Source organism: Streptomyces sp. NPDC016562, assembly GCF_043076955.1.
In the GTDB taxonomy this organism is placed as follows: Bacteria; Actinomycetota; Actinomycetes; order Streptomycetales; family Streptomycetaceae; genus Streptomyces.
In genome coordinates, this window is record NZ_JBIBRZ010000002.1 from 1,453,052 (window position 1) to 1,473,479 (window position 20,428).

17 protein-coding genes and 1 pseudogene are annotated in these 20,428 nt (G+C 72.3%); 4 read left to right on the plus strand and 14 right to left on the minus strand.

Translation table 11 applies throughout. The annotated features are described in order from the left end of the window. Positions 1–67: 67 nt before the first annotated feature. The 8 genes from ACF059_RS14250 to katG form a co-directional block, all read right to left on the minus strand. Entirely contained in the window at positions 68–766 is a 699-nt protein-coding gene (locus ACF059_RS14250; protein WP_392056063.1) for a DUF6084 family protein, read from the minus strand. After that, positions 763–1,416, minus strand: coding sequence for a DUF5947 family protein (locus tag ACF059_RS14255; protein WP_392056065.1), 654 nt, complete (start codon positions 1,414–1,416; stop codon positions 763–765). The genes ACF059_RS14250 and ACF059_RS14255 overlap by 4 nt, the downstream gene beginning before the upstream one ends. Then, positions 1,413–1,952, minus strand: coding sequence for a hypothetical protein (locus ACF059_RS14260; protein WP_392056068.1), 540 nt, complete (start codon positions 1,950–1,952; stop codon positions 1,413–1,415). The genes ACF059_RS14255 and ACF059_RS14260 overlap by 4 nt, the downstream gene beginning before the upstream one ends. After that, the gene (locus ACF059_RS14265) at positions 1,949–3,733 is read right to left on the minus strand and encodes a nickel-dependent hydrogenase large subunit (protein WP_360903186.1); all 1,785 of its coding nucleotides are present in this window, start codon (positions 3,731–3,733) and stop codon (positions 1,949–1,951) included. Before ACF059_RS14265 ends, ACF059_RS14260 begins: the two co-directional genes overlap by 4 nt. A gap of 77 nt (positions 3,734–3,810) precedes the next feature. After that, positions 3,811–4,866, minus strand: coding sequence for a hydrogenase expression protein HypE (locus ACF059_RS14270; protein ID WP_392056070.1), 1,056 nt, complete (start codon positions 4,864–4,866; stop codon positions 3,811–3,813). A 120-nt stretch (positions 4,867–4,986) separates the two neighbouring features. Continuing rightward, positions 4,987–6,771, minus strand: a complete 1,785-nt coding sequence (locus tag ACF059_RS14275; protein ID WP_392056073.1) for an enoyl-CoA hydratase-related protein — start codon at positions 6,769–6,771, stop codon at positions 4,987–4,989. A gap of 179 nt (positions 6,772–6,950) precedes the next feature. Further along, on the minus strand, positions 6,951–8,666 hold the full coding sequence (polX, locus tag ACF059_RS14280; protein ID WP_392056076.1) for a DNA polymerase/3'-5' exonuclease PolX: 1,716 nt from the start codon (positions 8,664–8,666) through the stop codon (positions 6,951–6,953). 98 nt (positions 8,667–8,764) lie between these two features. Further along, a complete protein-coding gene (katG, locus tag ACF059_RS14285; protein WP_392056079.1) occupies positions 8,765–10,996 on the minus strand; it encodes a catalase/peroxidase HPI in 2,232 nt (743 codons plus the stop codon). 279 nt (positions 10,997–11,275) lie between these two features. On the opposite strand from katG, the gene ACF059_RS14290 reads away from it, so the two are divergent. The 3 genes from ACF059_RS14290 to ACF059_RS14300 all read left to right on the plus strand — a co-directional run bounded on the left by ACF059_RS14290 (position 11,276) and on the right by ACF059_RS14300 (position 13,289). Further along, positions 11,276–11,686, plus strand: a complete 411-nt coding sequence (locus ACF059_RS14290) for a transcriptional repressor (protein ID WP_366864688.1) — start codon at positions 11,276–11,278, stop codon at positions 11,684–11,686. A gap of 98 nt (positions 11,687–11,784) precedes the next feature. After that, positions 11,785–12,801 (plus strand): hydroxyacid dehydrogenase, encoded by a 1,017-nt coding sequence (locus ACF059_RS14295; RefSeq protein ID WP_392056082.1) that lies wholly within the window; start codon positions 11,785–11,787, stop codon positions 12,799–12,801. Between the two features lie 287 nt (positions 12,802–13,088). Further along, entirely contained in the window at positions 13,089–13,289 is a 201-nt protein-coding gene (locus tag ACF059_RS14300) for a chaplin (protein ID WP_392056708.1), read from the plus strand. Positions 13,290–13,359: 70 nt separating this feature from the next. Here ACF059_RS14300 and ACF059_RS14305 read toward each other — a convergent pair whose 3' ends face one another. Continuing rightward, positions 13,360–14,103, minus strand: coding sequence for a carbonic anhydrase (locus tag ACF059_RS14305; protein ID WP_392056085.1), 744 nt, complete (start codon positions 14,101–14,103; stop codon positions 13,360–13,362). 237 nt (positions 14,104–14,340) lie between these two features. On the opposite strand from ACF059_RS14305, the gene ACF059_RS14310 reads away from it, so the two are divergent. Next, complete coding sequence (locus ACF059_RS14310) at positions 14,341–14,988, plus strand: hypothetical protein (protein ID WP_392056088.1); 648 nt, start codon at positions 14,341–14,343, stop codon at positions 14,986–14,988. Between the two features lie 66 nt (positions 14,989–15,054). Here the strand turns inward: ACF059_RS14310 and ACF059_RS14315 are convergent, their stop codons facing one another. From ACF059_RS14315 to ACF059_RS14335, 5 genes and pseudogenes are all read right to left on the minus strand, one after another. Further along, the gene (locus tag ACF059_RS14315) at positions 15,055–16,545 is read right to left on the minus strand and encodes a cellulose binding domain-containing protein (RefSeq protein ID WP_392056091.1); all 1,491 of its coding nucleotides are present in this window, start codon (positions 16,543–16,545) and stop codon (positions 15,055–15,057) included. Positions 16,546–16,771: 226 nt separating this feature from the next. Further along, positions 16,772–18,520, minus strand: coding sequence for a tetratricopeptide repeat protein (locus tag ACF059_RS14320; RefSeq protein ID WP_392056094.1), 1,749 nt, complete (start codon positions 18,518–18,520; stop codon positions 16,772–16,774). Between the two features lie 24 nt (positions 18,521–18,544). Continuing rightward, positions 18,545–18,718: pseudogene (locus tag ACF059_RS14325) on the minus strand (ISAzo13 family transposase); the annotation flags it as partial. Between the two features lie 431 nt (positions 18,719–19,149). Further along, positions 19,150–19,533, minus strand: coding sequence for a VOC family protein (locus ACF059_RS14330; protein ID WP_392056097.1), 384 nt, complete (start codon positions 19,531–19,533; stop codon positions 19,150–19,152). A 47-nt stretch (positions 19,534–19,580) separates the two neighbouring features. Continuing rightward, positions 19,581–20,396: a LysR family substrate-binding domain-containing protein gene (locus tag ACF059_RS14335; protein ID WP_392056100.1), complete on the minus strand. Its 816-nt coding sequence runs from the start codon at positions 20,394–20,396 to the stop codon at positions 19,581–19,583. Between the last annotated feature and the right edge of the window lie 32 nt (positions 20,397–20,428).

Genomic DNA, 20,428 nt, shown 5'->3' on the forward strand with positions numbered 1-20,428 from the left:
GAGGCGGTGGCCGTCGCGGCCGTGGACGCGGTGGTGGACGTGGACGTGGTCGTCGTGCTGCTCGTGGTCACGGCGCGGTCCTCTCGGTCACGCGGGGCGGGGCCGCCCCCAGCCGGGCCGCGACAGGCGGCGGCCCGGGCGCGGTGGCGGTGTCCAGCAGGGCGCGTACGGTCGCCTCCCACGAGGGGAGGGCGTGGCGCGAGCGGAAGGCCAGCAGATCGGCCATCGTGTCGGAGGGCAGGCGCAGCCAGCCGCAGCCGGGGAAGTGCTGCTCGACCATCTCCCGCCACACGGCCACCGGCATCCGGTACGCGGCCTCGCGGTCCCAGGGCACCGGTTCGACGTGGAAACCGCCCTCCCCGGTGAACGCGGTCCCGGAGAACAGCATCAGCAGCGGCACCTCGCCGCCCTGGAGCGCGGCGAAGTACCGCGTCGCCGCGATGTCCATGTCGTAGGTGCAGGGCACCACCAGGTCGGTCTCGGTCTCCCCGGTGAAGCTCGGGATCATGGCCGGGACCTGGGCGAACTGCACCGGCTGGAGCGTGGACCCCCAGCGGGAGGGGGCGCCGAACAGGTCGGCCAGTCCGTCCGCCTCCGCCGGGCCGTACCGCCGCCGCGCCGGTTCGACGCGGATCTGGCAGCGCAGGGCCAGGGCGTGCACCCGTACCCCGGGCGAGGCGGTCACGCGCAGCCGGAAGACCAGGCTCGGACCGGCGGCGTACGGATCGGCCCGCACCCCGGTGCAGGCGAAGGTGAACTCCGTCATGGCCGGCCCGCTTCCACCGTGTCGGGCGTCAGGGCCCGCGCCCGGCGCTCGACCCGCTCGAAGAAGACGCGCAACGCCTCCCGGGCCTCCGCGCCCCCGTCGAATCCCTGCCACAACAGCCGCATCCGGCCCACCAGTTCGTAGCAGATGTCGATGGGCACCAGATGGCAGGTGGTGCGGCCCGCCGCGCGATGCAGCAGCAGCGCCTCCACGTCGGGTTCCAGCAGGGCGGCCAGCCGTCCCGCGCCGAGCACGCCCTGCCAGGTCTGCGGGTCGAGCTCGCTCTCGGTGGCCCCGGCGGGGCTCGGGTAGAGCGCGACCAGGCGGTCCAGCGCGGCGTTGCGGAACAGGAACGCCACCCCGACCGGGATCTGGAGCGCCTCCCAGGCGCCGTCGTCCAGCGGATGGTCCGGGTCGGTCAGATACCGGTCCGGTACGGCCCGGAACCGGCCGGCGGCCGCGCCCGGCCGGTCGAAGAGCAGGGCGCAGGCGGTGCAGGCGCAGACCAGCGCCCGCCGCTGCGTCTCCACCAGGTGCCGGTGGCCGTCCTCGGCCACCACCACCCCGCACAGTTCGCAGGTCTCGGGGCGGGGCGCGCGCGGGCCGGCGAACCGCCGCAGGCCGCGCGCGCCGGGAGCGGGCCCGTTCACCGGGCCCGCGCCGGGGCCTGCGGACGGGTGCCGATCTGCAGCAGGGCCGGGGCCGGGGCCGCGCTCTCCACCTCCACGGAGGTCACCTCGGGTGCGAAGGAGGCCAGCGCGTCCGTCACGCTCTGCGGTACCCCGGGGGCACCGGCCTGCGATCCGCAGCCGCAGCCGCCGGAGGCCGCCACCCGCAGCCGCAGCACGCCCGAGGCCGCGTCGAAGCCGAGCAGTTCCACCGGTTCCCCCACGCCGTCCAGGGCGCGCCCGATCCGGACGCCGACGTCCTCGGGGTGCAGGTCGTGCAGGGCCAGCAGGCTCGCCACGAGCTCGTCGTCCAGGAGGGGGGCGAGGCCGCTCTCGCCGAGCAGCCCGGTGATCCGGGCGAGCCCGGCCCCGTAGAACTCCATGAGCACCCGCACCAGTTCCTCCGCGGCGGCGCAGGCCTCCCGGTCGCCCGTGGCGGCGAGCCGGTCGAGCACCTCGTCCACCCGCTGCCCCGCCTGCCGTGCGTCCACCGCGGCGCCCGCGTGCGCGGCGCTCATCCGCCCAGCCCGCTCAGGCCGGTGGGCACGTGCATGGTCTTGACCGTCTTGCCGCCGCCGACGTACATGTGCACGCCGCACGGCAGACACGGGTCGAAGCTGCGCACCGCCCGCATGATGTCGATGCCCTTGAAGTTCTCCGGGGGGTTCTCCTCGAAGATCGGGGTGTTCTGCACGGCGTCCTCGTACGGTCCGGGCGTCCCGAAGGTGTCACGGGTGCTGGCGTTCCAGGGGGTCGGCGGGTACGGGTGGTAGTTGGCGATCTTCCCGTCGCGGATCACCATGTGGTGGGACAGGACGCCGCGTACCGCCTCGGTGAAGCCGACGCCGATCGACTCGTCCGGCACCTCGAACTTCTCCCAGGTCTGGGTGCGTCCGGCGCGGACCTCCGCCAGGCCCTTCTCGGCGCAGTGCAGCGCGATCGCCGCGGCGTACGCCTGGAAGTAGGTGCGGGCGCGGTTGCGCTCCAGGGCGTTGCTCCACTTCGGGATCTGCCACTCGAAGCGCGTCTCGGGCTTGGTCATCGTCTTGGGCAGGTTGATGACGACGCTGTGCCCGGTGGCCTTGACGTAACCGACGTCGACGAGCCCGGACAGCGCCGTGGACCACAGGCGGGCGATGGGGCCGCCGCCGGTGTCGAGCGCGAGGTGGTCCTTGCCGTCGAACCAGCGCGGCGACATCACCCAGCTGTACTTGCCGTCGAAGTCCCGCTTCTGCGGGGCGGGGATGGTGTGCTGGTTCCACGGGTGACGCGGGTCGACGGGGTTGCCGAGCGGGTCGTGGGTGACGAACTGCTCCTGGCCCGCCCAGTCGTCGTAGTACGAGCTGCCCAGCAGGATGCGGATGCCCAGGTTGATCTCGGTGAGGTCGTTGGTGACCAGCTTGCCGTCCACGATCACGCCCGGGGTGACGAACATCTTCCGTCCCCAGTCGGTCATGTTGGCGTACGTGAAGTCGCAGTACTCGGGGTCGTTGAGCGCGCCCCAGCAGCCCAGCAGGACGCGCCGGCGGCCGACCTCCTCGTAGCCGGGCAGGGCCTCGTAGAAGAAGTCGAAGAGGTCGTCGTGCAGCGGCACCACCTTCTTCATGAACTCCACGTACCGCATCAGGCGGCTCATGTAGTCGGTGAAGAGCTGGACCGAGGCGATGGTGCCGACGCCGCCCGGGTAGAGCGTGGAGGGGTGCACGTGGCGGCCCTCCATCAGGCAGAACATCTCCCGCGTGTAGCGGCTGACTTGGAGGGCCTCGCGGTAGAACTCGCCCTCGATGGGGTTGAGCGAGCGCATGATGTCCGCGATGGTGCGGTAGCCGTGGTCGCCGGCGTGCGGGGCCTCGGTCCGCTCGGCCAGCTCCAGGACGCCGGGGTTGGTCTCGCGGACCATCTTCTCGCAGTAGTCGACCCCGACCAGGTTCTCCTGGAAGATGTTGTGGTCGAACATGTACTCCGCCGACTCGCCGAGGTTGATGATCCACTCGGCGAGGTGGGGCGGCTTCACCCCGTAGGCCATGTTCTGCGCGTAGACGGAACACGTCGCGTGGTTGTCACCGCAGATCCCGCAGATGCGGCTGGTGATGAAGTGCGCGTCGCGGGGGTCCTTGCCGCGCATGAAGACGCTGTAGCCGCGGAAGACGGACGAGGTGCTGTAGCACTCGGCGACCCGCTTCTGCTTGAAGTCGATCTTCGTGTGGATGCCGAGACTGCCGACGATCCGGGTGATCGGATCCCACGCCATCTCCACCAGGCCGCTGCCGTCGCCGCCTGTCTTCGTCTTCGGTGCCATCGTGTCTGCCGTGACCCTTCTTCGTGTGCGGGATGCGCCAGGGGGTGTTCGTCAGCGGGTGAGGGGGCGCGGGGCGGTCACCAGGGCGGGCGGTAGCCCGTCGTCAGCTCCTCGCCGGAGCGGCGCCACTTGGGCTCCTGGTCCACGGAGTGCGCGGTGATCGAGCGGAGCCTGCGGACGACGGCCCCGTACGCGCCGCTCGCCTTGCTCGACACCTTGGCGCCGGGGGGTTCGTCCATGAACGGCATGAACTTGTCGGGGAAGCCCGGCATGGTGCAGGCGATGCAGATACCGCCCACGTTCGGGCAGCCGCCGATGCCGTTCATCCAGCCGCGCTTGGGCACGTTGCACTTGACCACCGGGCCCCAACAGCCCACCTTGACCAGGCACTTGGGGGAGTCGTAGGTCTTGGCGAACTGCCCTTGCTCGTAGTAGCCCGCGCGGTCGCAGCCCTCGTGGACCGTCATGCCGAACAGCCACGTGGGCCGCAGCTTGTCGTCCAGCGGGATCATCGGGGCCGAGCCGGCCGCCTGGTAGAGCAGGTAGGTGAGGGTCTCCGAGAAGTTGTCCGGCTGGATCGGACAGCCCGGCACGCACACGATCGGGATCCCGGCGTGGGACTTCCAGTCCCAGCCCAGGTAGTCGGGCACACCCATCGCGCCCGTCGGATTGCCCGCCATCGCGTGGATCCCGCCGTACGTGGCGCAGGTGCCGATGGCCACCACGGCGAGCGCCTTGGGCGCCAGGCGGTCGATCCACTCGCTGGTGGTGATGGGCTGGCCGGTCTCCGGATCGTCGCCGAAGCCGCACCAGTACCCCTCCGGCTTGATCTTCTCGTTGGGGATGGAGCCCTCCACGACCAGCACGAACGGATCGATCTCGCCCCGCTCGCCCTTGAAGAACCACTCGATGAACGTGTCGGCGCCGCCCACGGGACCGCACTCGAAGTCGATGAGCGGCCAGTGCACGGCGATCTTGGGCAGTCCGGGCAGCGTGCCCGTGACGATCTCCTCGATGCTGGGCTGCATGGCCGCCGTCAGGGACACGGAGTCGCCGTCGCAGCTCAAGCCCGCGTTGATCCAGAGGATGTGGATCAGGGGTTCCTCTACCGGGTCCTGCGTTGCTGCATCCATACGGACGCCTCCTTGAAAGCGGGGAGCGGAGAGCGGAGATCGGGGGTCGGGTGGGCCCTCGGGGCGGGGAGGGGAAGGCGGCCGGTGTCCGCCCGGGCCTCCTGCCGCCCACCCTTCTTGCTAACAGCCGACGGTTCCCGGTGCCCCGTCATGCGCGTCCGTTCCAGTGACGTCGGACGCCCGCGGGGGCCGCGGCGCTCCGTGCCGCCCCGGGACGCGCTCCGTGAGGTGCGCCGGCGTCACGGCGGGGCGCTCCTTGCCCACGAAGGCCCGGCGCAGCGCGTGGTAGGGGGCGTCCGGGTCGAAGAAGGTCCGCCGCATCCGCTCCAGCTCGGCCGCGCGGTAGGAGGCCAGCGGGCGCTGCGCCTCGTCCAGCTCCCGGCGCGCCTTCTTCGCGGCGATCCGCGCGGCGGTGCCCGGGTGCCCGGCGAGCTGGGCGGCGAGCGCCGTGGCCCGCGCGGCGAAGGCCGCGGGCGGGCAGTCGAGCGTCCGGTCCGACAGCCCGAGCCGCAGGGCGGCGGCGGCGCTGAGCGGCAGCGCCTCGGCGCTCAGCCGCTCCGCGCGGGCTTCGCCGACCCGTCGGGGCAGGGTGTACGTCCAGAACTCCGAGCCGTACAGGCCCATCAGCCGGTAGTGCGGGTTCAGGACCACGCCCGAGCGGCACCACACCTCGTCGGCGGCGAGGGCCAGCATCGCGCCGCCGGCGGCCGCGTTGCCGCCCAGGGCGGCGACCACGAGCCGGTCGGTGGTCGTCAGGACCGCCTCCACCAGGTCGTCCATGGCGTTGATGTTGGCCCAGGACTCCTCGGCGGGGTCGGCCGCGGCCTCGATGACGCCGAGGTGGATGCCGTTGGAGAAGAAGTCCCGGCCGCCGCCGAGCACGAGGACCGACGTGGGGCGGGAGCAGGCCGCCCGGTAGGCGTCCAGCAGGCGGCGGCAGTGCTCCGTGCTCATCGCGCCGCCGGGGAAGGAGAACGACAGGTATCCCGCCCCGCCCTCCTCGTGGTAGCCGATGTCGGACCAGGTACGGGGCCCGGCGCCGCCCGGACCGTCCGCGTCGCCCGGACCGACCTCGGGCAGCGCGGGCAGCAGGCCCGCGAGCGCCAGCGTGGCGGGGAGCTTGGGGGCGGCCGGCAGCCCCGCAGCGCGGTGGGCCCGCAGCTCCGGGATCCACACGGCGCCGTCGGCGGTGGCCCGGCACACCGCGCCCGCCCGGGTGGCGATCAGCTCGCCCGGGCGGCCGCGCAGCCGGTCCTCGGGGTGGCCGCCGTGCAGGTACCACGTACCGCCCAGCAGCTCGTCCCGTACACCGGGCCGGGAGTCCGCGGCGCGCAGCACCCGCAGCACCCGCTCGGTGCCGTCCGTCCGCCAGTCGATCCGGCGGCCCTCCTGGCGCAGCAGGGGCCGGGCGAGGCCCTGGCCCTGGGGCACGGGTGCGTACGTACCGGAGGCGAAGCGCTCCACCGCGAGCAGTACGGCCTCCAGGGCCGCGTCGGCGACCTCCCCGCGGTACCAGGCGCTCTTGGCCACCGGCGGGTCCGGCACCGGGCAGGCGACCGTGGCCCACACGTCGCCGGCATCCATCTCCGCGTTGGCCTGGAGCACGGTGACGCCCCACCGCCCGGCCCCCTCCTGCACGGCCAGGTCGAGCGAGGACGGGCCCCGGTCCCCGACCGGACCGGGGTGGACGATCAGGCAGGTGTGGGCGGACCAGACCTCCTCGGGCAGGGCCGACTTCAGCATCGGCGCGAGCACCAGGTCCGGCCGGTGGCGGGCGAGGGCGCCGGCCAGGTCCGTCCCCGGGAGGGCCAGTTCCACCGCGACGCTGTGGCCGTGATCGCGCAGCTCGGCGTGGACCCGCTGGGTGAGGCTGTTGAAGGCGCTCGCGACGAGCAGGACGTGCACGTGGTCTCCCTGCGACGGACCGGAACCGCGGGTGGGGGGCGCCCGCCGGACCGGTGGTGCGTGGCCGGGGCGTCACCGGCCGCCTGAGATGTTCCCCGGACGCCGGCGGCGGGCGCACGTGACCCGGCGGCCGTGTCACTCGAAGGCGCAAGCACGTGCGGCCGCCCGGCGGCAGGCCGTCAGGGGCGCAGGAAGGCGCGCAGCCGGGTCAGCGGCCAGGTGTTGATCACGTCGTCCTTCGTCAGCCAGCCCCGCTGGGCGGTGCCCGTCCCGTAGCGCACGTACGGCAGGTGCGTGGGGGAGTGGGCGTCGGAGTCCACCGCGAAGCGCACCCCGAACCCCTTCGCGCGCAGGACGTCCTCGTCGCACAGGTCCAGCCGCTCCGGATGCGAGTTGATCTCCAGGGCCGTACCGGTCCGCGCGCAGGCCCGGAACACCTCGTCGAAGTCGGCGTCGATGCCGGGCCGGTGGCCGATCCGGCGCGTCGTGGGGTGCCCGATGACGTGCACGTACGGGTTCTCGCAGGCCCGCACCAGGCGACGGGTCTGCGCCCGCCGGTCCAGCCCGAAGTGCGAATGCACCGAGGCCACGCACAGGTCGAACCCGGCCAGGAACTCGTCGGGCCAGTCCAGCTCGCCCTCGGGCCCGATGTTGAGCTCGGTGCCGTGCAGCAGCCGCATCCCGTGGTGCGTCCGGTCCAGGGCGCGCACCCGCTCCCGCTGGGCGAGCATCTTCTCGTCGGTCATCCGCTGCATGAAGAGGTTCGGGGCGTGGTCGGTGACCGCGTAGTACGCGTATCCGCGCCCGGCCGCGGCCGCCACCATCTCCTCCAGCGGTGCCAGGCCGTCGGTGAGGTCGGTATGGGTGTGGAGGTCGCCCCGCAGGTCGCGCTCCGTCACCAGGTCGGGCAGCTCGTCGCGCAGCCCGGCGGCGATCTCCCCCCGGTCCTCGCGCAGCGGCGGCGGGATCCACGGCAGGCCGAGCCGGGCGTAGATCTCCTCCTCCGTCTCGCCCGCGCACCGCTCGTCGCCGTCGGCGTCGAAGAGCCCGTACTCGGAGAGCTTGAGCCCGTGGCGCACCGCGAGCGCCCGGGTGCGTACGTTGTGCGCCTTCGACCCGGTGAAGTACTGCAGGCCCGCGCCCCAGGACGCGGGCGGCAGGACCCGCAGGTCCACCTGGAGGCCCTTCGTCGTGCGCACGGAGGTCTTCTTCGCCCCGTGCGCCAGCACGTCCGCCGTGTACGGCAGGCCCACCAGCGCCTCCATGACCGGCCCCGGCCGCTCCGACGCCACCAGGACGTCGATGTCGCCGATGGTCTCGCGCATCCGGCGCAGCGACCCGGCGTAGGCGCACCGGACGACGCCCGGCACCGACGACAGCTCGCCGGTGATCTGCTCGGCGATCTCGGTCGCGGCGCTGATCAGGATGCGGCTGCCCGCCTTCTGCATCAGCGCGATGCCGGCGAGGAGCTTCTCCTCGCTCTTCTCCCCGAAACCCCGCAGGTCGCGCAGCCGCTCCTGGTGGATCGCGTCGAGCAGCTCGTCCACCGTGGCGACACCGAGCCGCTCGTGGAGCAGCATGGCCCGCTTGGGACCGAGGCCGGGGATCCGGGTCAGCTCCCGCACCCCGGCCGGAACGGCGGCCCTGACCTCGTCGAGCGCGGGGACGTGGCCGGTGTGCAGGTAGTCCAGCACCTTCTCGGCGATCGACGCGCCGACGTTCGGGATCTCCTTGAGCCCCTTCGCGTCGAGCGTCGAGACGTCCAGCGCACTGCCCCCGATGGAGCGGGCGGCCTTCTCGTAGGCACGCACCTTGAAAGCGTCCCCGCCGCTGATCGCGATCAGGTCGGCGTACTCCTGGAGCAGCGCCTCGACCTCGTCGTTGACCCGGGCCATGTCTCCAGGGTGCCTCCGGTCGCGGAACGCCGCGACGTCCACGGCGGCCACTGGGGGCCGGCCGTGGACGTCGCGGGATCAGCAGTCGACGTGCGCGATCAGACGAGGTCGAACCGGTCCAGGTTCATGACCTTGTCCCACGCCGCGACGAAGTCCTTCACGAACTTCTCCTTCGCGTCGTCGCCGGCGTAGACCTCCGCGAGCGCACGCAGTTCGGAGTTCGACCCGAAGACGAGGTCGGCGCGGGTACCGGTCCACTTGACCTGACCGGTGGCCGCGTCGCGCCCCTCGAAGGTGTTCTGGTCCTCGGAGGTCGCCTTCCACGTCGTGCCCAGGTCGAGCAGGTTGACGAAGAAGTCGTTGGTCAGCGTCCCGGGCGCCTGCGTGAGGACACCGTGCGGGGACTGCTGGTGGGTGGCGCCCAGTACGCGCAGGCCGCCGACCAGGACCGTCATCTCCGGTGCGCTCAGGTTGAGCAGGTTCGCCTTGTCGACGAGCAGGTACTCGGCGGGGAGCCGGTTGCCCTTGCCGAGGTAGTTGCGGAACCCGTCGGCGGCCGGTTCGAGCGCGGCGAACGCCTCGACGTCGGTCTGCTCCTGCGAGGCGTCCGTACGCCCCGGGGTGAAGGGGACCTCGACGTCGAAGCCGGCGTCCTTGGCGGCCTGCTCGACGGCGGCGGCGCCGGCCAGCACGATCAGGTCGGCGAGCGAGACCCGCTTGCCGCCGCTCTGGGCGGCGTTGAAGGACTCCTGGATCCCGGTCAGGGTCCGCAGCACGGAGGCCAGCTGGTCGGGCTCGTTGACCTCCCAGCCGCTCTGCGGCTGGAGGCGGATGCGCGCACCGTTGGCGCCGCCGCGCTTGTCGCTGCCGCGGAAGGAGGAGGCCGACGCCCACGCGGTGGACACCAGCTCGGACACGGACAGGTCCGAGGCGAGGACGCGCTCCTTGAGGGAGGCGACGTCCGCGGCGTCGACGAGCTCGTGCGTCACCGGCGGCAGCGGGTCCTGCCACAGCAGCGTCTCGGACGGCACCTCCGGTCCGAGGTAGCGCACGACCGGGCCCATGTCGCGGTGGGTGAGCTTGTACCAGGCGCGCGCGAAGGCGTCCGCGAACTCGGCCGGGTTCTCCAGGAAGCGCCGCGATATCCGCTCGTAGGCCGGGTCGAACCGGAGCGAGAGGTCGGTCGTGAGCATCGTCGGGGCGTGGCTCTTCGACGCGTCGTGGGCGTCGGGGACGGTGCCGGCTCCGGCGCCCTCCTTCGGCCGCCACTGGTGCGCCCCGGCGGGGCTCTTGAACAGCTCCCACTCGTAACCGAAGAGGATCTCGAAGAAGGTGTTGTCCCAGGTGGTCGGCGTGTTGGTCCAGACGCCCTCCAGCCCGCTGGTGATCGCGTCGCCGCCCTTGCCGGTACCGAAGGTGCTGCTCCAGCCGAAGCCCTGCTGTTCGAGCGGCGCTGCCTCGGGATCGGCGCCGACGTGGTGCGCCGGGCCGGCGCCGTGCGTCTTGCCGAAGGTGTGACCGCCCGCGATGAGGGCGACGGTCTCCTCGTCGTTCATCGCCATCCGGCGGAACGTCTCGCGGATGTCGCGGGCGGCGGCGATCGGGTCCGGATTGCCGTTCGGGCCCTCCGGGTTGACGTAGATGAGGCCCATCTGGACCGCGCCGAGCGGGCTCTCCAGCTCCCGGTCGCCGGTGTAGCGCTCGTCGCCGAGCCAGGTGGTCTCGGGACCCCAGTAGACGTCCTCGTCGGCCTCCCACACGTCCGGGCGGCCGCCGCCGAACCCGAAGGTCTCGAAGCCCATCGACTCCAGGGCCACGTTGCCGGCGAGGATCATGAGGTCGGCCCACGACAGGCTCTGGCCGTACTTCTTCTTGACCGGCCACAGGAGCCGGCGGGCCTTGTCGAGGTTCCCGTTGTCCGGCCAGCTGTTGAGGGGCGCGAAGCGCTGCTGACCGGAGCCGGCTCCGCCGCGGCCGTCGCTGATCCGGTAGGTGCCCGCACTGTGCCAGGCCATGCGGACCATGAGCGGGCCGTAGTGGCCGAAGTCGGCGGGCCACCAGTCCTGCGACGTCGTCAGCACCTGCGCGATGTCCTGCTTCACGGCCGGCAGGTCGAGGGCGTTGAAGGCCGCGGCGTAGTCGAAGTCCGCGCCGTTGGGGTCGGCCACGGCGGGGTTCTTGGCCAGGATCTTCAGGTTGAGCCGCTCCGGCCACCACTGGCGGTTTCCGCCACCCTGGGTCGGGTGCGCCGCGCGCCCGTGGACCACCGGACAGCCACCTCCGCCCTCCGTCTTGGCGTCGGTGACGATCGCTTCATGGTTCTCAGACATCGGAATCCTTCCGGACCGGGCGGGTCCTGGTTCTCAGGAACTGCTGGGCGGTGGAGCAGTCGGGGCGCGGACCCCGTGGGCGGCCTGGGTCTGTCGATGTGCAGCCCCGGCGTGCGTCTCCTGCGGTACTGGAGCCTTCTTGTGACTTGGCTGTCGACTCAACCGATCCTACGATGGACAGAATCCAAGTCAAGAAGAACACCAAACCCGTATCTCATCGGATCCCGGATGTCATTGGCGAAAAAACGGGTTCCGCAGAGCCTGAAGAGGTGAGCCGGTATGAGCGACCTGGTGGAGCGGTTGCGGGGGCGTGGCTGGCGCATGACCTCCCAGCGGCGCGTCGTCGCGGAGGTCCTCGACGGCGACCACGTGCACCTCACCGCCGACGAGGTGCACGCGCGCGCGGCGCGGAGGCTGCCCGAGATCTCCCGGGCGACGGTCTACAACGCGCTGGGGGAGCTGGTCTCCCTCGGTGAGGTCGTGGAGGTCAGCACGGACGGCCGCGCCAAGCGCTACGACCCCAACGCGCACCGACCGCACCAGCACCTGGTGTGCTCCGGCTGCGGCCTCATCCGCGACGTCCACCCCACCGGCGACCCGCTCGGCGCCCTCCCGGCGCAGGAGCGGTTCGGCTTCCGGGTGTCCGGGGCCGAGGTGACCTACCGCGGGCTGTGCCCGGCCTGCGCCTGACTCCGGGGCGGGGGCCGGAGCGCCGCGAGGATCTTGACGATCACGAACCCGGGTCCATAGGGTCGGCGCGGCCCGCCCCCGCCGCGAGGAGCACCCGGATGGCTCTACGACGCCCGCGCACCCTGCTCGCGATGGACCCCGGGCTCCGGCCCCGCCTGCTGGACGACGACTGCGCCCGCCGGCTGCGTGAAGTAGCCCTCGTCGACCTTGAGTTGGTCCTCGACTCCTTCACCGGGCCGCGGGTCGCCGCTGCGCTGGCCGAGACGGAGGTCCTGCTCACCTCCTGGGGAGCGCCCGTCATCGACGCCCGGGCGCTGGCGGCCGCACCCCGCCTCAGGGCCGTCGTGCACGCGGCCGGCTCCGTGAAACCGTTCGTCACCGACGCCTGCTGGGACCGCGGCGTCGCCGTCTCCTCGGCCGCGCCGGTCAACGCCCTGCCGGTCGCCGAGTACACGGTGGCCATGGTGCTCCTCTCCAACAAGCGCGTGCTGCAGCTCGGGGAGGAGTACCGCAGCACGCGCGCGGTCCCGCACGACCTGCACCTGCGCTACGGTCACGCGGGCAACTACCGCAGGACCGTCGGCATCGTCGGAGCGTCCCGGATCGGCCGCCGCGTCATCGAACTCCTGCGCCCTTACGACCTCGAACCGGTCGTCTACGACCCGTACCTGAGCGAGGACCGGGCCGGGGAGCTCGGTGCCCGCTCCGTCGGGCTCGACGAGCTCTGCCGGATCTCCGACGTGGTCAGCCTGCACGCCCCGGCGCTGCCGCAGACGCGGGCGATGATCGACCGCCGGCGGCTGGCACTGATGCGGGACGGGGCGACCCTGATCAACACGGCCCGCGGGTCCCTGGTCGACGGCGCCGCGCTCACGGAGGAGTTGACCGCGGGCCGCCTGCACGCGGTCATCGACGTCACCGAACCGGAGGTCCCGCCGGCCGACTCCCCGCTCTACGATCTGCCGAACGTGCTGCTCACCCCGCACATCGCGGGCTCGCTCGGCAACGAACTCCACCGGATGGCCGACTGCGCCGTCGAGGAGATCGCCCGCTACGCCGCCGGTCTGCCGTTCGCGCACCCGGTACGCCGCGAGGACCTCGACCACACGGCCTGATATGCGCCGGTCGACTGGGCGCAGGGACAACCGGGCGCCGGGCCAACGGGACGCCTGGCCAACGGCGCACCGGAACAAGGCCGTAGGGGCCGGTACCACCAAACGGCGGGGGCCGGGACACCTCTTCGGGGGAAAGGGGCCGCCCGGACCCTGCCTGGAGGCCCTCAGCTGCCGAAGGAAGGGGGGACGGCCCTCGTCGGGGCCGTGCGGTGCTCCGGCGCCGCTGTGCAGGTACAAGGAGAAGCCACGTGACGCGTGTTTGGAAGAGTGCCGGTCTTGCCCTGGTGATGGGTCTGGCGGTCATGGGTGGTGCGTCGACGGCGTCGGCGGACGCCATCGCGGAGGGTGTCGCCGTGGGCTCGCCGGGTGTCCTCTCGGGCAACGTGGTCCAGGTCCCGATCCACATCCCGATCAACCTCTGCGGGAACAGCGTCAACATCATCGGCGCGCTGAACCCGGCCGGCGGCAACGTCTGCGTCAACGCCTGACGGTCGTGAATCCCGGCTCATCCCGGTCGCGGTCACGACCGGGATGAGCCGCACGCGTCGCCCGCCGCCGTCAGGACAGCGTGCGTACGTGCTGGTCGCGCAGCTCGTAGCGGCCGGCGACCACGGCCAGTTCGCCCGCCGCCACCTTCCCCGCGAGGTCGGGCTCGGCCGCCAGGCGGTCGCGGACGCTCCGTACGTGGGCGTTGATCGTGGCGTCGACCCGGGCCTCCCCGTGCCGACCGTGATCGATGGACGGCCGTATCTGATCGGCCAGGTACTGGATGTGGGCGGGGAGCGGCTCGCCCGACTCGTCGGCGTGGACCGCCGCGGAGACCGCCCCGCACGACTGGTGGGCCAGGACGAGCACCAGGGGGATGCGCAGCTCCAGGACCCCGTACGCGATGCTCCCCAGGACCGCTTCGTCCAGCACCTCGCCCGCCGACCGGACGGTCAGCAGGTCGCCCAGCCCCTGGTCGAAGACCAGCTCCGGCGGCACCCGTGAATCGACGCAGCCCAGCACCACCGCGAACGGATGCTGGCCCTCGACGAGCCGGCGGCGCAGGTACGCGGACTCGTGCGGGTGCTCCTGACGTTGCGTCCGCCAGCGCTGGTTGCCGGCCGCCAGACGGCGGAGCGCCTGCGCGGGTGTGGTGACGGGCTCGGCGTCCTGCGCCTCCCGCGGGGTCGCGGAGGCGGGAAAGGCCGAACCGAGGGCCAGGCTCGCGCCGGCGGCCGCCGATCCCGCCACGGCGGTGCGCAGCACGGCGCGGCGGCTTCGGGGGACGGCGGCGGTGGTCCGTGTGTTCGAAAGCATGCGCGGACCGTAACTCGGCGCGGGCGCAACTCGGTTCACCGCTCGAACACATTGGCGTGATCCGCTCGGGGCTGGCCTGTTGGGGGAGGGGATCTTCTCAGCATGCGGGCGCGGCGGCCGTGCGGGGGAGTGTCGAGGGGAGAGCGGGGCGTCGCACGGGGGCGGAACACCGACCCGCGTACAGGCGTACGTACGCATCGTGCGAGGCTTCTCCGGCACCCGGGAGGAGACCACACCATGCACACGCCGAGCCGGCCCGAAGACCTCGAACACCCCGAGCTGTTGTGGGCCCGGGCGGTGACCCTGGCCATGGTGGACGCCGCGTGCTCCACCTCCACGGAGTTCGCCCTCGACCACGACGGACTGTGGTGTCACTCCACCGGTGCGGGCGGCTGGTGGCGCCTGACCCTGCTCGACGGGGGACGCGCGGTGTTCTGCGGCCAGGACCCCGACGGCAGCCACACCCATCTCGGCGGCGAGCAGATCGACTTCCTGGCGGGCGGCCCCGACTGGCTGCCCTGGGAACTCCTGCGGGACGACACCGCCGGCAACCTCCTCGGCTTCGTCTACTGGTGGCAGGACGGGGCGTGGCACCGGATCCCGTACCCGCAGGAGCTGGCGGAGGACGGGCTCGACGGGGCCGCGCCCTGGGTCGGCTCGCAGGAGGAGTTCCTCGACCTCGCCGCGTCCTCGTACGACGTTCCCTACCCGCGGCAGCGGACCCTCGGCGACACCATCGCCCGGTTCGCGGCGCTGGCCCGGGAGCGCACGGCCGACGCGGAGGCCGTCGCGGCCCTGCTGGCCCCGGCCGTCGCCGACGGCGCCCGCGCGCCGCGGGTCGACGTGGCCCTGGACCTGGCCGCCCGCGCGGGGATCCTCGCGTAGCACCCACCCGCACACCGGGAGCGGGGGGTCGCTCCCGGTGTGCGTACGACTCCCTTGCCCGCGCCCCTACTTGAGCGCCGCGAAGGCCGTGGTGAAGGCCAGCGGCTGCTGGAGGACCGAACTGCACGTGGCGTCGGCGTAGGTGACCGCTCCGGCGGCGCACTGCTTGTCGCGGGTCGACGACCACATGGCCAGCCGGCCGATCCCCTTGGCCGCCGCGAATTCCACGAGCTGGGTCGCGTCGGCGACCGTGAAGACCTCGCTCGCGACGTCGTTCACGCCGATCATCGGCGTGACGGCCACGGCCTTCCACGCCGCCGCGTCGGAGAGCCCGAGCACGCCCTTGAGCTGGGCCTGGGTGGCGGTCGCCGCCTGGATCGCGTACGTGCCCATGTCGCCGTTGTAGGCCGGCCCGTAGTCCATCGCCATGATGTTGACGCCGTCGATGCGCACGCCGTTCTTCTTCGCGTCGGCCAGCAGCGCCACGCCCGGCTGGGTCAGGCCCTCGGGCATCACCGGGAGGGTGAAGGCCACGTCCAGGCCCGGGTGGGACTTCTGCAGCCGGGCGACGGCTTGCGCGCGGCGGGCGTTGGCTGCCGTGTCGGGCAGGGCCGCGCCCTCGATGTCGAAGTCGACCTTGGTGAGCCGGTACTGGTCGACGACCTTCCCGTACGCGGCGGCCAGCTCGTCCACCGTGGCGCAGTTCAGGGCCAGTTCGTGCCCGGCGGCCCCGCCGAAGGACACCCGCACGTCGCCGCCCTTGGCGCGCAGCGCTCCGATCTGGGCGGCGACCTTGTCGCTCGCGAGGTCCGTGACCCCGCCCCACAGAGGCGCGCAGCCGCCGCCGGACGTGATGAAGGCGAGGTGGAACTCCTTCACGCCCGTGCGGGTCGCGGTGTCGACCAGGTCGTAGGCGGGGTACAGCGAGGTGTCCACGTACGGGGCGAAACGAGCGCCGCCGCCGCCCGGTGCGGGGGTGGTGGGGGTCGCCGTGGCCGTGGGGGACGGCGAGCCGGTCCTGGTCGGCGCGGCGGACGTGGCGGGCGCGGTCGGGGCCGGACTCGCGGTGACGGTGGGACGGGCGGTGGGGCGCCCGCTGGGCTGGACGGTCGGGGCCGGGTCCACCGAGCACTTCAGGCCGTTGATGCGGCACCCCGTCGGGTCGCCAGGGGCGCCGGCGCCGCTCGTGACGAAGCCGACGGTGACGGAGGCTCCGGCGGCCAGCTGCCGGTTCCAGTCGGCCGGTTTCACGGTGATGCGCTGACCCTCCACCGTGTGGGTGCCGTTCCACAGGGAGTCGATCCTCGTGCCCGCCGGCAGGTCGAACTGGAGGGTCCAGCTGGACTGGACCTGGCCGGTGTGGTTGGTGATGACGTACTGGCCGGTGTAACCGCCGCTCCAGGAGCTGGACTTCGTGTAGGCGGCGCCGACGGAGGCCGCCTGCGCCGTTCCGGTGAAGGCGAACGCCGCGCCGCCGATCACCGCCGCCGCCACGACCGCGCCCGTCACCTTCGCCGTACGGCTCGTCCTTCGGCGGTGCCCGACTGTGCTGCCCATGGTGTGCCTGCCTCTGTGTTACCGGGGAGTTGGGGTGGGCAGCACGCTAGCCGCACCAGAACGGACATTCGTTCGTTCTGGTGCGGGGCTCATGAGTCTTAGGTTCCGCTTAAGGAAGGGGTAAGAGAGAGCCAAGGAAAAGGGGTTGTTGAACCCTTGAGCCGCAAGGGCTCTGGGCGTTCACTGCTGCCCCGGCCCCGACGCCCCCGCCCGGCCCCCTCGGGGCTCACCGGGCCCTGCGCGCCAGCCTCTTCGTGGCGCGGGTGACGACGCGCCCCTCGCGGCGGTGGCCCAGGTAGGTGAGGTACTGGCCCAGCCAGGTCAGGGTTTCCACCAGGCCGGCGATGTTGTTGCTCGCGTGCAGGAAGTCGGGGTCCTGGTAGGGGCCCGGGTCGGACAGCAGGTCGATCGCCTCCATGGCGGGAGCGAGCACCTCGTCGTCGCGGCCGACCCTGGCCAGTCGCAGGGCGAGGTTGGCCAGGGCGTGCAGCAAGCCCAACAGGTGCGGGTCGGGGTCGGCCGCACCGTCCGCCCGCAGCCTGCGGTAGAGGGCGACGACTTCCTGCACCGCCGCCAGCGAGTCCTGGTGCCGTTCGTTCTCGGTGAGACGGATGCTGAGGCTGTTCAACACCCTCGCGAGGGACGGTAGTTTGCTGGTGGGATCGGCCTCGGCGAGCTGCCGGTACAGGGCCACGCACTCCTCGGCGGCGACCAGTGACTCGGCCGGGCGCCCGAGTGCGGAGAGCCGTCCGGCGAGTGCGTCGAGTGCCTCCGCGAGCAGTGGCCGCACCAGGTCCGGGGCGGCGACGAGGGTGCGTCGGCACAGGCGGACCGCCTCGTCGGAGGAGGCGAGGGCGTCGGACTGCTTGCCGCCCCAGGACTCGACGAGGCTGAGGTTGTGCAGGGAGCGGGCCAGCGCAAAGGTCATGCCCGGTCCCGCACGGACCGCTTCGCGGCAGAGTTCCACGGCGTCGCGGGCCGTCGAGACGGCGAGGCCGTGGCTGCCATCGCGGGAGAACTGCAGGGCCTGGCTGTTGAGCTCCTGGACGCGGGCGAGGAGATCGGGGGCGACGGGCGGGGTGGGCAGTCCGATGTGGCCGTCGTCGGTGATCGTGAAGCCGTACCGCCGGGCCAGGGCGAGCATGTAGGTGTGGAGATCCGGTCTGATACGGATGAGTTGACGGTAGTGGGCGGTGGCCTCGCCGAGGCACGACTGCACCTCGTCGGCGTGGCCCAGAGCGGTGAGTTCGCGGGCGAGGGCGAAGAGCGCCACCCAGCGGTCGCTGAGACCGGATTCGTGGGGGGTGGCGTTCAGGGAACCGGGTTGAGGGACTCTGAACAATGCCACCAGGCCCTCGTCCAGGTCGGCGTCAGCGAGTCTACGGTGGCGCTCGATGGCATCGCGCAGCACCTCGATCGCCTCCTCCCGTCGGCCCATTGCGCCGAGATTCACACCCAACGCGACCAGTGCGGAGGCGAGTTCGGGCTCTCCTTCAGCCGGGTTGCGGGCCGCCAGGCAGCGGCAGACCGTCACGGCCTCGCGGAGCCGCTCCAGCGCTTCGTGGTGCAGGCCGAGTTCTGCGAGGTGGTAACCGAGGTTGCTGAGGGCGGTGGCCAGGAGGGCGAGAGCGGCATCGGGGTCGTCGTCGGCGAGACGACGGAAGTGACCCACCGCCTCCACCGCGAGTTCCCGCGCTTCGGCCGGGCGTCCTGAGATGCCCATCAGCCGGGCGCGCTGGTCCAGCGCCAGGGCCAGCCCCGGCAGGCCCTCCGGCTTCCTCGCCCGGACGAGGCGCCGGTACACCTCGACCGCCTCCGCCAGCACACCGTCCAGCTCCGGGAACCGGTCCGGTACTCCGGTCAGCAGCGCACTGAGCTGGAAGAGGGCGGCCCCCAACTCCTCCAGATGACGGTCAGGTTCCGCCCGCTCCCGCCGTCGGCACTCCTCGACCTGCTGGTACGCCTCGTCGATCATCCCGTCATCTCCCCGACTCGAACGGCTGCTGACCACCTGCCCGTCCTTGAGATAGGAGGTGGCCTGCTCGTTGATGTAGCGGAACTGGGCTTCCCGGTTCGCATGACGGGCACCCTCGGTCGTGCGGGAGGTGCCCTGCAGGAAGAACCCGTCACCCTTCAGCAGCCCGGCAACCGTGTCCTGGCCGACCCGATCCCCTCCGCCACAGCCGCATCCTACGAGGCAACGAGCCTTTAAAATCGAGGCGGAGGTGTTGCAGAACCCACCAACCCCGGGTCCTTACACCACATCCCGCTACAGACTGAGAACCCCTACAGGACGGGCCGCCGCACCTCATCCCGGTGCACGCTCAACCGGCTTCCCGCATACAGCGCTTACGTTGCCAACCGGTCCCAAGCCACGTACAGATCATGGCACCGCTGAGCCGCGCACGGTGCCCGAACCTACTGAAGCGCGGGACCGGCGGATCAAGGCAGTGGGGGAGTCTCGGGTATGGCCGCCATCGAGATATCGGGACTTTCCCCCGCGGCGCTCCTTGTCGCCCTCTACAACGCCTCGCAGCCTGTCGGACTCGGCAACCTGACCGCCGGCAGGGAAGCGGTAAGGAGGGCCTCACGAACGGGCCGCGCTCACGTCGAAGTACCGGGGTGGCTTGCGTCGATGACGCAGAAGCGGTTGCCCTCGGTGTCGGACAGCACCACGAAATCGGGGTCCTCGGGATAGGAGTCCCAGTCGACGTGCCGGGCGCCCAGCGCCACCAGGCGCGCCACCTCCGCCTGCTGCTCGGCCGCGTCCGCCGCGTACAGGTCGAGGTGGACGCGCGGGTGCTCCTGTATGGGTGTGACGCTAGCGCCGAGGGCCAGGCCGGGGCCGCCGCCGGTCGCGGGGACCAGCACGGTCCAGCGGTCCTGCACCTCGCCGTCGCGCGGCACGTAGTCCAGCGCCCGGCTCCAGAAGGCGGCGGCCCGACGCACGTCGGCGGCGCCCATGACGATCGTTCCCAGGGTCAGCATGATCGGATTGTGCCAACCGCCGGCCGACGGGTCCCGCGTGACCCGCTCTACGGGCGACGGCGGGGCTTGCCGCCCTTGGCGCCCTTGGTGCTCTTGCCGCCCTTCGGGCCGCCGGAAGCACCGCGGGGGCTCTTGCCCGCCGCCTTGCCCGTCTTCCCGGGCGCGGGCTTGCGCTGGGCTCCGGAGCCGGAGCCGCCGCCCGCCTCCGGGCGCTTGCTCTTGGCCTTCGCCTTCGGCTGCGGCGGCGTCGGGGGACGGCCCCGGGTGCTGTTCACGGTCCGGCCGCGCACGATCCCGATGAACTCCTCCACCAGATCGGTGGTCTCGTCCTGCGGCCACGACAGCGCCACCCGCGACTCGGGAGCGCCCGTGACCGGCCGGTAGGTGAGGTCCTTGCGGTGGTGCAGGCGGGCGAGCGACTGCGGGACGACGAGCACGCCGATCCCGGCCGCCACCAGCTCGATCGCGTCCGCCGTCGTCGCCGGACGCTCGAACGCGGGCCGGCCCGGCAGCGCCTCCCAGTCGAGGGTGTCGTCGAGGGGGTGGAGGACGATCTCGTCGGCGAGGTCCTCGGTGGACACCTCTTCGGCCGTCGCCACCAGGTGGTCCTTGGGGATCACGACCACCGTGGTCTCCGTGTACAGCGGGATCGCGCTGAGATCCGTACGGTCGACCGGCAGCCGGACGAACCCGGCGTCGGCGCCGCCGGCGCGGAGCACGCCGAACGCCTCGGCGGGGGAGACCGCGACGAGGGTCAGCGGGACGTCGGGCAGCCGCTCGTTCCAGATCCGGACCCACTTGGTGGGTGTCACCCCGGGGACATAAGCGAGCCGGAACGAATGGGGTACTTCCGAGCCTGTCACCCCGCCAGGTTACCGGTCGTGGTCGGAGGTAG